Below are 12,159 nucleotides of genomic sequence, written 5' to 3'. Positions count from 1 at the left end.
AACCTTTCCGTGCGGGATGCCGGTCGAGGTCGGGCCCGGTGCCCGCACACGATGTCAGCGAGGCGGCCGGGGCGTCGGGGTCGGGGGGATCAATCCTGCCGGTGCTACCGGTGTGTGTTGTTCCCCGGGATCGGGCCGGGTGATCCCCGAGTACCGGCCGTTCTGCGCGGGCGCGTCGATCGCGGTCGCCTCCGCGGTGGTCGACGCCGGGTCGGCGCCGGGCCGCGGTGTCGGCGGTCGGCGCAACACCCGGGCGCGGACGCCGTACAGCATGGTGGCGTCGTCGACGGCCAGCCGCCGACGGGACGTGTGGATGTGCCCGTCCCGCTCGTGGCGCGCGGTCAACGTCACACCCCGCCCGGAGCGCGGCCGGCGGCCCCGGGCCAGGAAGGACGTGATCGCGCCGGCCGCCGGATCGTGCTCGTGGGTCCAGCGATGGCGCATGCCCAGAGCCGGGTGTGCCGTGCTCTGGGGGAACTCCGAGCGTTCCTCCTCCATGCTCAGTTCGATGTACACACCGGCCGGGAACCAGCGCCACGCCGCCGTTCCCCCCGCCGCGACCAGTGTCGTCGCCGCCAGCACGAGGGCCCACACCGACCACATGACCGATCCGCGCACCCGGCCCGTGTAGGCCAGGCGGCCGTCGCGCAGGCCCGCGGCGGCGTACGGGCCCTCCACCCGCAGCAGTTCGGCGAACTCGGCGGCCCGGGTGGCGGTCACGGTGCCCCGCACCGTCGTCGACGCGGCGTAGGTCCGCGACCGGGCGAACAGGTCGGAGCGGGTGCGCTCGTGCGCCCGCACCTCGATCGGGAAGTGTCGCGGCACCCCGGGCTCCAGGGTGATCGGGTCGCGCGGCAGCGCCCGATCGATCGCCGGATCGCCGGTGTGCAGGTCGGCGACGGTCAACCGGATGCGGTGTGCCGTGGAGGCCAGAGTCAGGCAGAGCGTGCCTCGGGCGGACAGGTCGATCGGGTCGACCGGCGGCCCGGCGCCGGCGCAGTCGGCGTCGGTGGGGTGAACGCCGCGCGGGTGTGCGGGCGCCGGGGCGAACCGGGCCCGGACCGTCGCGTCCTTGTCCGCCCGCACCACCGCGGCCCCCTTGCGCACGCGCGCGTCCTGTTCGAGGGCGCGCACCCGGGCCGCCTGCTCGGCGACCGAGCCGCTGAGCGTCTCGGCCCTGGGCAGGACCTTGGCGATCAGGTTGACCCCGCGCCCGTTGTCGCCGAGCGGCATCGCGTACGCGGAGATCGGGCCGCGTTCGGCGACCGCCTTCGCGTACTCCTGCCGCAACGCCTCCCACCCCGGCGCCGATTCGTCGGCGAAGCGCGGATTGTTCGGCGCGTACAGATCGGCGTCGGTGAGTACCACGATCGCGGTGGGCGGCCGATATCCGTCCGCGGCGGGAGGCGCCGCGGCGACGATCCCGGACACCGACACCATCGCCGCGCCGAAGTCGCTCTCCTCGTCGTTCGGCTTGGGCAACCCGGCGAGGAACTCGGAGACCGCGGGACCGCCCCGGGGGGCCGCGTCCAGTGGCCGAAAAACGGTGGTGGTCGCGCCGAATCGGATCACCGAGATCCGGTCCCGGGGCTGCATCGCGGTCAGCAGGTTGCGCAGCGCCGTCTTCGCCTCGTCGTAGCCGCCGTTCTCCCGCATCGACGTCGACACGTCGAGCACCATGTAGAAGTCGGCCGGTTGGGCGTCGGCGCCCAACTCGTCCAGGAGTTGCGCGGTCGAATCGGCGGGCGGCTCGCCGTCGGCCCGGCCGACGCCGTGCGCCGGGGACGCGGACAGCGCCAGGACGAGCAGCAGCAACACGGGGGCCACGAACCGGGTACGGGTCCGGGGCCGGCGGGAGTTCGGGGCGATTCGGGACATCGGTCATCCCCCCTTCGCGATGCGCACCGCGCGCATGCCGAGAATGGGTTCCAGCACACCCTGGGGGTGCGGCGGTCCGTCGAGGCGGTTCCCGTGCGGGTCGACGTTGCGGCAACTCTCCGGGTCGATCCGGCCCGCGGAGCGGCGAAAGCCCGCCGCCGAGGTCGCGTAGTAGCGGATCCGGCCGAAGTGCCGCTCCAGGATGCCGGGCAATTCGGCGGCGGCCGGGTACGGGCACGGCCCGTCGCGCTCGCACAACCGGCGGAAGTACGCCCGGGGGTCGCGCACCCGGACCCGGCCGTCGCGGTCCAACTCGGCCCAGGCGCCCAGGCGCGCCTCCCGATACAGCGTCATGTCGTCGATCTTGGTGACGCACACGGCCGGTTCGAAGGGCAACCGGCCGCGGGGGTCGGTGCGCGGCTGGAGGTCGGCGGCGGCTTCGGTGAGCATGCGGTCCAGCGCGCGTACCGCGTCCTCGCCCGCGCCGCTCGCGTCGGTGGGGTCGAACAGCACGATCAGGCCGGTGCAGTCGGCCAGGGCCCGCTTGACCTCGTCCCGCCGGGTGCTCGGGTCCGGCAACTCGGTGATCGTGGCCGCGAATCGGAAGTGGTCGGTGAAGCGGTGCAGCGGCACGAGGCGCGGGTCGCGCCGGAAGAGGAAGCGGTATCGCGTCGGCTCGGCGGTATCGACGCTCCCGCCGGGCTCGCCCGGGAACCGGTGTTCGCTCAGCAGCGCGTGGTCGGTGTGCCGGAGGAAGCGCTGGGTGGCGTCGTCCGTGCCGAACACCTTCCACCGGGGCGGATGGTCTCGGCCGGTGCCGCCGTGCCCGAGTCCGCGTGAGCGCTCCTCGGCGGCCTCGGGGACCATGGCGACGAACGTGGTGCGGCCCGATTCCGGCGCGCCCCACAGGGCTATCCGCTTCTCCAGGACCGCGCCACCGGTCGGCTCCCCGTCCCGGGAGCCGGACGATCGCGTCATCGGCGCACCCCTTTCCCGCCCGACGGCCTGGTGACCACGTCGAGCAGCAGCGGCGCGCCGGTCGTGCCGGTCAGCGCGGCGCGGCCGAATCGCAGCAGGTCGGCGGGTGTGGTGCGGCCGAGCGTGAAACACCCGTCGGCGCCCAGCAGTCGCCACGCCTTCAGGGTGCGATCGTGTACCCGGGGGTCCGCCGCGCCCGCGTATCCGGGGTCGTCGGTCACCAGCAGGTGGCGATCGTCCGGCCGGGCCGCCCGTCGACTCGCCAGGTCCGCGTCCCATCGGCCGCCGCCGTACGCCTGCGCCGGGTCGAGGCCCTGCACGTACGGGTGCGGGCCGCGCAGGCCGACGGTCACCACGAGGGTGGGCCGATGCACCTGCCGGCCGAGCGTGTTCGTGCGCAGCAGTGCGCACACCCGCTCCAGGGGTGCGGCGTACGGGTCCACCACAGGTGTCCCGACCCAGTCGGCGATCGCCGCCCGCGTCGCGTGGGGCGGGGCGAAGTCGACCCGGCGCAGCGGGTCGTGACGGCTGCGCCGGGGTCGGGGGTGGTCGTCGTAGCCGAGCACGGCGGCCTGCTCCCAGCGCGTCGACCGGTCGGCGCGGGCCGCCTCCGCGAGCAGCGCGCGGACGAAGTCGAGCCGGGCGGCGCTCTGTTGGGGGAGCCGCCCAATTCGACCACGCAGAGGAGGTCGTGGGCGGTCGGCGGGGTCGGCTGCCAGAAGGGACGGGGCAGCGCCGCGTCGGCGGCCGGCGGCCCGGCCGGCCGAAGGTCGGTGCGGCCGGTACCCAGCACCCAGGCGGCCCCGCCGCAGACGGTGAGGTCCACCCGTCCCGGGCCGGTCATCCGCACGGTGAGCCGGACTTCGCCGGGCGGCGCGAAGACGGTGACCCGCTCCAGCTCGGACCACCCGGCGGGGTCGGCCACGTCGGCGACCGCCACCGCGACGTCGTGCCCGTGCGGGGCTTCGCCGCGCAGGCCGAGGGTGATCTCGGCGAGCGGGGGGCCGTCGGCCGCACCCGGCGTCGCCCCTCGATCCAGGAGCATGGTGGGGCGATCTCGGGTCGAGTCCTCCGGCCCCGGGTCGACGCCGACCAGGTGCAGTGCGTGGCGAGCGGGCACGTCGAGGGCCAACATCTCGATCACGGCCGGGAGTTCGATGCTCTCGTCGTGGAGGCAACCGCCGCCCAGCACGGCGGCCGGCCGCACCTGCTCCCGCACCACCTCGGCGGCGAGCGCGCACCAGGTCCACTCCGGGCGGCGTTCCACCAGCACCAGGGCCCAGGCCCGCGCCCAGGGGTCACCCGGCAGCGCGCGCCAACCACTCGGATCGGCCCAGTTCTCCCGCAGCGTCGACCGGGCCCTGGGAGCCAATGCCTCGGGAGCTTCGGCCGTGCCCACGGCCGGTCGTCGCCCCACCCCGCCGGCCAGGGTCAGATCGCGGGCCGCGTCGTCCTCGGGCAGCCAGGGCACCACCTCGCGCCAGTCGTGGCGGGTCCGGTTCGCCGACGGCGCGCTGACGAAACCGCGTTCGTCGAGCGTCACCCACTGCGCCGCCAGGTACCGGGTCCCGATGTCCACGAACAACACCAGGTCCAGTTCGCCGGCGGTCAGCGCGGCGAGCAGGGTGAGCACCGCGGCCCGTCCGGTCCCGGGAACCGGGGCGGCGGCGGTCGAGGCCGGCTCGGAGACGACCGGGCCGAACCTGACCAGATCGGCCAGCGCACTGGGCACCTCGGTCAACCCGCGGGCCGGCGCGACCCGGAGCACGGCCGCGTGGTCGAAGGCCCGCGCCGCGTCCTGGTAGGCGGTGGGCCCGGGATCTGCCGGCGGCCACGCGCAGGTCCGGCACGGGCCCGCGGCCGGAGCCGGGCCCCAGCAGACGGGGCACACCGCCTCCGGAATCGTGTACCGGTCGCCCGGCGCGCGCGGGCCCGTCGACGCTGTGCTCACCGGTCACCGACCCGTCGCTGAACTCCCGGCACGAATCCCCCCGTTCGTCCCTTCCGGAGCGCCCCGCCGACGCCTCACCGGTCGTGGAACCCCGGGTAAGTCGACATCGCGGGTCGGCGAACGACCCTGCGTGCCGTGACGACCACTTACCCGCAGTGGTCGATCGTAGTCCCGCGCGTGGCCGAGTCGAAGCGTTTCCCACGGGTTGTGATCGGTCGTCCGCCGGCTCGTGATCCGAGCGTTGGTCAGTCGACCACCACCGGTCCTTCCAGCGACGTCACCGTGCCGTCGAGCCCGGCGAGGATCAGCCGTCCCCGCGCGGCGGCCGCCACGGACACCCCTACGTCGGAGCGGATTTCGGCCAGTCGACGACCGGTGGCCAGGTCGTGGGTACGGATGCCGCCGGCGTCACCGGCCACATGGACCAGCCCGTCCGCCAGGGTCACCCGCAACCCGGGTTGCGGCACGTCGACGGTGTGCCACACCCGACGTCCCGATTCGACGTCGAACGCGTACAGGAGACCGTCGGTGGACACCGCCACCACCAGCCCGGCGCCGACCCCGGGTGTGCTCAACACCCCACCCGGCAACCGCGCCCGCCAGGCGACCTCCCCATCGGCCCAGCGCAGCGCCGCGATCCCGGCGGTGGCGAGCGGGACGTACACGTGCTCCTCGTCGGCCACCGGGGCGGCGTGCACGGCCTCGGACAGGTCCCGCGTCCACGAGGCGGATTCCGGGGGCGCGCGCCACGCCCCGACCCGGCCGGCCCGGTCCACCGCCGCGGTCCGATCCCCCGAGACACACAGTCCGGCCGGTACGCCCGAGCGCGTTCCCCACAGCTCCGTCGTGTCGTTCGCGGCGTCGAGCCACACGACGCGGCCGTCCGAAGTGGCGACGAACACCGCGTCCGCACCGACCGGCCCCGGTACCAGCGCCACCACGGCGGCGTCGCCGACCGTCACCGACGCGTCCGGCCCGAGCCTCCTCGTCGGGTCGTACCGATACAGCCCACCGTCGTCACACCCCGCCCACACCCGCCCCGACGTCACCACCGGAGCGCACCGCGACGGCGCGCCCAGGTGAGCCGTCCACCGGGCCATCCCCGTCAGCGGATCGAGGACCACCAGCATCCCCGCCACGTCCTGCACCACGATCAGCCCGTCCGTGACCACCGGCCGCGCCCGGATCCAGTCGCTCATCCGCGCCGTCCACGCCCGGGTCAGCTCGCGTCGGCGCCACATCGGGCCGTTCGCCCGGGCCTCCAGGCGTCGGGCCCGGGGCCGGTAGTCGGGCCCGAGATGGTGCAGCAGCGTCGCGCCGACCCGGGCGAGCGGGCGGCTGTGCGGGCCGAGCAGACCGACCGCCGCGGGCTCGCGCGCGGTGAGCAGGTCCTGGAAGTCGAACTCGGCGTGGCCGTTGCGCTCGTGCAGGAACTCGGCGACCCGGAAGTACACCTCCAGCGCCGACCGTCGGCTCATCGCGGTCAGCAACGTCTCCCGGACCTGCTCGTCCAGGTCGTACACCACGTCGTCCGCTCGCGCCGCCTCGTCCCGATCCGGCGACTCGACCAGCAGGCCGCTCAGCATCACCTCGGCGGCGAACGCGGGGTCCTCCTGCCCGAGCACCGCCGATTGCACGACGCGCATCGTGGCCGGGCTGATCGGCGCGGCGGCGAGTTTTCCGAGCAGTTCGACGGCGTCCGGGGAGGCGCCGGCGCGGAATTCGGCGAGCCGTACCGCCGGTGTGCGCCGGTCCTCGGCCGGCACCGGGGCGGGCACGGGCCCGCCCGCCGGCGCGCGCGGGTCGAGCACCCACGCGGGGCCCGCGAACTCGCGACCGCGCTCGTCGGTGATCATCCGGGCCCAGCGGGAGAGTTCGCTCCACCGACCGGCTCGGCGATCCGCCGGGTCGTCCGCCCACAGGCCCTCGGGGTGCAGGGCGATCAGCGGGACGGCGACCCGTTCGGGCGGGCCCGTCCAGCGCGTGGTGTGCCGGACCCGAAAGGCCGATCGGCGGGCGGCGCCCGTACCTCGGCTGCGGAAGACGACCGGGGTGGACGGGATCCGCGCGCGGTCCCACCAGCGTTTGGGCAGCAGGTTCAGCAGCACCACGGGACACTGCTTCGCCCACGAGGCGAGCATGGCCGAGGTCTGGGGGTGGGACCAGGCGCGGCCGACCCCGTCGGTGATCACCATGACGATCCGCCGTCCGGTGGGGCCGACCGGTGCGGCGGGTGGGGCCGGCATGCCGAACGGCGTGCGCAGCACCGCACGGCCGGGCACGTCGGTGTCGAGGGACCAGGAACGCACCGCGCGGAACGTACCGTTCCCGTTCACGAGTCGGGTGAACTCGGCGAGCAGTCGTCGCCACGGGGCGATCGAGGGCGCGCTGTCCACGACGAGGGCGAGTTCGAACCAGCGCTCCCGGGCCGGTTCGAGCACCGGCACGATCAGGTCGGTCAGCGCCGCCTGTTCCGCGGTGGCCTCCTCGTCCAGGACCACCGCGTGGGGCGCGGTGCCGTGGGAGCGCAACCGGCGCAGCAGGCGCGCGAGTTCGAGCCGGTCGGGCAGGACCGAGGCGGCCGGCGGCCGGGCCTCGCCGAGCCAGGCGGGAAGGCGACGGGCGACCGCGCCCGCCGGGCCGGTGCCGATCCGCTCGATCGACTCGACGGAGTCGGGCACGGCGGTGAAGGCGAGGGAGGTCTCCGGGCGGGGGCCGCGCACCGCCCGTGGCGGGCGGCGGGCGATCGGCGCGGGCGGGGGCTCCGGTCCGGGCGGGACCGGCGGCCCGGGTCCGCGAGCCGCGGGCGCCGCTGCCGCCGGCGCCGCGATCTCGACCGCCGCATCGGGCGGGGCGCCTCGCGTGCCGATCACGGCGGTCAACCACGCCCAGTCCAGGACCGCGTCGACGGTGACCTCGGCGGGTTCCTCCTCCGCCATCGCTCATCCCCCGTCCAGGTCGTGGAACAGGAGGGTGGCGAGCGTGTCGTTGGTGGGCAGCCGGCCGGCCGGCCCGGTGCGCTCGCGGATCCGGTCGCGGAACTGCAGCGCGTTGAGCAGTTGGTCCGGCGACAGCAGCGGCCCGTCGACGCCGTTCGCCAACTCCAGGTAGTGGTCCAGCAACGACTCGTCCAGGGGCACTCCCTCGGGCAGTCGGCTGCGCACGATGCGCTTGAGCACGTCGCGATCCGGCGCGCGCAGTTCCAGCGGCACGCAGCGCCGCAAAAACGCGGCCGGGAAGGCGCGTTCGCCGTTGCTGGTGAGGATGACGATCGGGAACGCGGCGCAGCGCACGGTGCCGTCGCGCACCTCGACCCGGTCGCCGAAGTCGCCGTCGTACGGTGTCACCTTCGCGCTGCGCAGCCGGGCCCGGCGCAGTTCGGGGATCTCGAAGCGGCCGGTCTCGAACACGTGCAGCAGGTCGTTGGGCAGGTCGACATCGCTCTTGTCGATCTCGTCGATCAGCAGCACCCTCGGGTGCGGGCGGCGCAGCAGGGCGTCGCCGAGCGGGCCGAGGGTGATGTAGGCGCCGATGTCGTCGGCGTCGGCGCCTATCGGGCCCGTCGCGCCCTTGGCGCGCAGGTTCATGTCGTGCAGGCGGGCGAGCACGTCGTATCCGTACAGCCCCTCGCGGAGGGTGGAGCGGCTGGTGATCCCCCAGCGCAGCACCGGGCCCAGGCGCAGGCGGGTGGCGATGCTGCGGGCCAGGGTGGTCTTGCCGGTGCCGGGGCGGCCGGTGACCAGGAGCGGCCGGCGCAGGTAGATCGCGGCGTTGACGAGGTCGTAGACGCGGCGGTTGCCGTGGAATTCGCCCGAGTACGGCTCGCCGGAGCGTTCGCCGGGCAGCGCGGCGGGCTCCGGCACGTGGTCGCCGACGTCGTCGGTGCCGAACAGCCGCCACGGTGGCGGAGCCGGGAGTGCGACCGGGCCGGTCCCGGCCGGGCCCCCGGTCTCGCCGTGGGCGTCGCGGTAGATCCACCACGACGCGGCGGACTCCCCCGGATCGTGGTCCCCGGCGCTGCTCGTCGTGGCCTGGCTCATCGCCCGTCCCCCCTGCCCGCCGGGGCGCCGCGCAGCAGTCCCGCACCCTGCCACGGACGCCAACCGGGATCGTCGAACAACAGCACGACCCGCTCCGGCGGCGTGGCCCTGCGCCCCAGGGTGCGCCGCAGGAGGGTCACGGCGGAAGGCAGTTGCGTCAGTTTTCGGTTCTTTTGCTCCAGTATCCGGTACAGGTCCCGCCCCAGGGCGGCGCCGGAGCAGTCGGCGTGCGCGCCGTTCGTGCCGGCGCACGCGTCGGTACAGGTGGTCCCGTGTGTCCACAGCAGGGCCCAGTCGCCGCGGCCGACCGCGGTCTCGACCGTGCCGGGTCGGCCCGGTCGGTGCTCCCACCGGTAGTCCTGGAGGAAGCCGACGGCCTCGTCGTCGCAGTCGCGGCTGCCGCGGCCGCACAGGTGCCGGTTCAGGTGCCGCACCGCCGGGTTGGCACGCAGGTTCGCGGAGTCGGCCCAGGTGTCGTAGTGCATCGGCCGGACCACGCCGTGCCGCACGATCGGCCGCAGCACCACCTCGTGGTGCTCGCCGAGCACGATGTGGTCGTCGGCGCCGCCGATCCGGACCGCCTCGAAGGGCTCGTTGAACAACTCGGTCGGCACCACCAGTTGCACCCTGGCCCTGGCCAGGGAGGTCCAGCCGGTGCGGATGGTCAGGTAGAAGTCGGCGAGGTGGTCGTCGAGTCGCTCCCGGGGCAGGCCGGTGCCCGAGGGCAGGCCCGGGGGCGCCTCGAAGCGTTCGAGGCCGACGTAGAACTGTGCTTCGGCGTCGTAGCGCACTCGGTCCGGCCGGTCGGGCGAGTGTTCGTTCTCGCGGATGAACATCACCAGCGTCAGCGGTTGCCGCTCGCGCACCTCGGCCGGGCGGAACGCGTCGATGTGTCCGGCCTCGCGCAACCGCTCGGCCCACTCCGCGACATGCGTCTGATGGCATCCGGCGTACAGCCATTCCAGCAGGTGCCGGATCGGATGCCGGCCCGGCGGTCCCGACAGCGACATCAGCGCCTCTCCCCACGCGAGGAGGTCGGCGCCGGCGAAGACCCACTCGGGCACGCCTCGTTCGCGCAGGTAGGTGCGCAGCACGGCGGGTTCGCCGGCGCCGATCTCCAGGTCGGCGAGGAGGGCGAGCAGGCGGTGTCGGTACAGGCCGAACTGGTTCTCCGGATCGCGCTCTCCCTCGCGCCAGTCGGCGGCGCCGGGCCCGCGGTACATCGGCGACTGGCGCAGCGGCCGGCCTCCGGGGTCGCCTGCGGCGAGCCGGGTGTCGATCTCGTCGAACATCTCGCGAAAGGCCGGCACGGTCAGCGCGTCCACTCCCCGCAGGGTCAGGTGTTCGATCAGGGCCGTGGTGAACGCGGGCCGGTCCGCGGGGCGGTACGCGAACTGGCCGTCGTCGGCGGCGAAGACGGCGGAGATCCGGGCCTTGGCCGACTTGTCGCTCGGGCCGGCCGCGGTCAGGTTCAGCGGGATGGCCCTGGGCTCACCGCGACGGTCTGCGCAGGTCTCGAAGATCAGGAACTGGTCGACCCGGCGCGGCACCTCGCCGCATCGGGCCAGGAGTTCGTCGACGCCGATCGCCCGGACCGACAGCCGGGAATCACCCGCCAGGTGGAACGCGGGCAGCTCCAGCCACCGCCCGTGCGCGTCCAGCCGGCCGTGGCCGGTCCAGTGCAGCAGGAACCGGTCGCCGTCCCGCCAGTTCTCCCCGATCCCGCCGATCACCCGCTCGAAGTGGACGTGTTGCAGCTCACCGGGCCCGGCGCCGGGTCCCAGCAGGATCGAATCCCGCGCGATCAGGTCCCGCAGCCGCTCGGCGGTCGGCTTCGACGCGGCCCGCACCGACGCGAGCACGGTGATCCGCTCGGCACCGGCGGCGCCGCTCGCGTGCAGCCACTCGACCAGTTCCAGGGTCTGCGCGAGCGCGCCCGGCAGATCTCCCACGCCGTGCTCGTCCGCCGGATAGTGCTCGACGCAGACGAACAGGGCGTGCACCGTCACCGAGCGCCCTCCACCGCGCGCGCGATCTCGTCGTAGAGCCGCGGGCAGCGCCAGTAGGCCCCGTGGGACCGGGGGAAGGGCCGGCGCACCCGGACCTCGACGTCGCGCACCGCCGTCCCGAAGACCGGTGCGGCGCGGAACGACAACCAGTCGCGGGCGTTCCACACGTTGGTCCACGGAATGCTCAACCGGCTCGGCGGCTCCGCCTGCGCCGGGTGGGTCGCGAGCGCGCCGACCGCGCCGAGGTAGCCGATCTGCGAGCCGACGGTGATCAGCGCCCGTACGCCCGGGAGCGGATGGCGCCGCCGCTCGGGCGTGTCGGGCCCGGCCGCCTCGGCCAGCGTCTCGAACGAGGCGATCCCGCCCAGGGAGTGCGCGAGCAGCACCACCGGCCCCTCGATCCGGGCGATCCGCGCCGCGAGGTAGGCGCGCAGCGTCGCGCCGTGCGCCTGGTAGTGGAGGATGTCGCCGATCGCGGGCACGCTGTTGCCCAGGGTGCCGCCGCGCAGCGTGTTCTGCAGCGGCCAACTCGCGTACATCAGGCCGCTCTTGAAGGTCCGGCCGACCCAGGTGCCGCCGGCGGTGGTGCCGCCGCACGCGTCGCGCACGGCGGCGACCAGGGTGTCGCGCCACTCCGGCGACCACGCGCTCGGCGCCCCGGGCCGGGCGGCGAGCGCCTGCTCGAAGCCGGCCACCACGGCGCGGCCGATCACGTCGTAGTCGGCGCCGGCGGCCAACGCCTCGACCGCGCCGGTGAACTCGGCGGAGTCGGCGACGTCCCGCGCCGCCGCGGCGAAGACGTCCGGCCACTCGGGCGGCACGCCGGGCAACACCGCGGCGAGGTCGATCCCGACCACGTCGTGCTCCACCGCCCAGCGCAGATCCTCGGCCGCCTCGGTCCGCCGCCCGCCGGGCGCCACGCCCGCGGCCACCTCGCGCAGTTCGTGGCGGGGGTGTCGTTCCAACACCGCCCACAACCGCAGTTCGGCCTCCTCGGGGTCGACCTCGGCGGCCGGTCCGCACTCGGCGGGGTCGGCGATCCCGATCAGCGTGCGCAGTTCGGGCGAGACCTCGACGCCGAACGCCGCGCCCCAGTCCACCGGTTCCACCCGCACCCCCGGCAGCCGTGCGGCGACCCTGGCGGTGATGGTGCGGACCGCGGCCGAGTCGGTCACATCGCGCACGCCGGTTCCGTGCACGAAGACGAGCGTGGTCATGGGCTCTCCCCCGGAGTCGATCCCGGTCCGCCCGCCCGCCGTACGCCGGTGATCCGACCGACCCGATGGAGTGCGTTCCGAGGCGT

Annotated in this window: 8 protein-coding genes; all 8 read right to left on the bottom strand. The window is 74.8% G+C overall.

Annotation, left to right across the window (positions count from 1 at the left end):
• Positions 1-54: 54 nt before the first annotated feature.
• On the bottom strand, positions 55-1,878 hold the full coding sequence (locus B4N89_RS28815) for a vWA domain-containing protein (RefSeq protein ID WP_078978687.1): 1,824 nt from the start codon (positions 1,876-1,878) through the stop codon (positions 55-57).
• 3 nt (positions 1,879-1,881) lie between these two features.
• On the bottom strand, positions 1,882-2,856 hold the full coding sequence (locus B4N89_RS28810; RefSeq protein WP_078978686.1) for a hypothetical protein: 975 nt from the start codon (positions 2,854-2,856) through the stop codon (positions 1,882-1,884).
• Positions 2,853-3,230 carry a hypothetical protein gene (locus tag B4N89_RS50035; RefSeq protein ID WP_161500847.1) on the bottom strand — a complete coding sequence of 126 codons (378 nt, stop codon included), beginning with the start codon at positions 3,228-3,230 and terminating at the stop codon, positions 2,853-2,855. The genes B4N89_RS28810 and B4N89_RS50035 overlap by 4 nt, the downstream gene beginning before the upstream one ends.
• On the bottom strand, positions 3,206-4,807 hold the full coding sequence (locus tag B4N89_RS28800; RefSeq protein WP_078978684.1) for a hypothetical protein: 1,602 nt from the start codon (positions 4,805-4,807) through the stop codon (positions 3,206-3,208). Before B4N89_RS28800 ends, B4N89_RS50035 begins: the two co-directional genes overlap by 25 nt.
• A gap of 245 nt (positions 4,808-5,052) precedes the next feature.
• A complete protein-coding gene (locus tag B4N89_RS28795) occupies positions 5,053-7,746 on the bottom strand; it encodes an SAV_2336 N-terminal domain-related protein (protein WP_078978683.1) in 2,694 nt (897 codons plus the stop codon).
• Between the two features lie 3 nt (positions 7,747-7,749).
• Entirely contained in the window at positions 7,750-8,847 is a 1,098-nt protein-coding gene (locus tag B4N89_RS28790) for an AAA family ATPase (protein ID WP_078978682.1), read from the bottom strand.
• Entirely contained in the window at positions 8,844-10,856 is a 2,013-nt protein-coding gene (locus B4N89_RS28785) for a hypothetical protein (RefSeq protein ID WP_078978681.1), read from the bottom strand. The genes B4N89_RS28790 and B4N89_RS28785 overlap by 4 nt, the downstream gene beginning before the upstream one ends.
• Positions 10,853-12,073 (bottom strand): hypothetical protein, encoded by a 1,221-nt coding sequence (locus tag B4N89_RS28780; protein WP_078978680.1) that lies wholly within the window; start codon positions 12,071-12,073, stop codon positions 10,853-10,855. The genes B4N89_RS28785 and B4N89_RS28780 overlap by 4 nt, the downstream gene beginning before the upstream one ends.
• Between the last annotated feature and the right edge of the window lie 86 nt (positions 12,074-12,159).

The sequence above is a fragment of the Embleya scabrispora genome (assembly GCF_002024165.1).
GTDB classification, from domain to species: domain Bacteria; phylum Actinomycetota; class Actinomycetes; order Streptomycetales; family Streptomycetaceae; genus Embleya; species Embleya scabrispora_A.
Note: the sequence above shows the minus strand (reverse complement) of the source record. Positions and strands in the feature narration are given on the sequence as shown.

Bases quoted from the DNA above. Each gene is read 5' to 3' on its own strand.
- B4N89_RS28780 (WP_078978680.1), bottom strand. From the start codon at position 12,073: ATGACCACGCTCGTCTTCGTGCACGGAACCGGCGTGCGCGATGTGACC.
- B4N89_RS28795 (WP_078978683.1), bottom strand. From the start codon at position 7,746: ATGGCGGAGGAGGAACCCGCCGAGGTCACCGTCGACGCGGTCCTGGAC.
- B4N89_RS28815 (WP_078978687.1), bottom strand. From the start codon at position 1,878: ATGTCCCGAATCGCCCCGAACTCCCGCCGGCCCCGGACCCGTACCCGG.
- B4N89_RS28790 (WP_078978682.1), bottom strand. From the start codon at position 8,847: ATGAGCCAGGCCACGACGAGCAGCGCCGGGGACCACGATCCGGGGGAG.
- B4N89_RS28810 (WP_078978686.1), bottom strand. From the start codon at position 2,856: ATGACGCGATCGTCCGGCTCCCGGGACGGGGAGCCGACCGGTGGCGCG.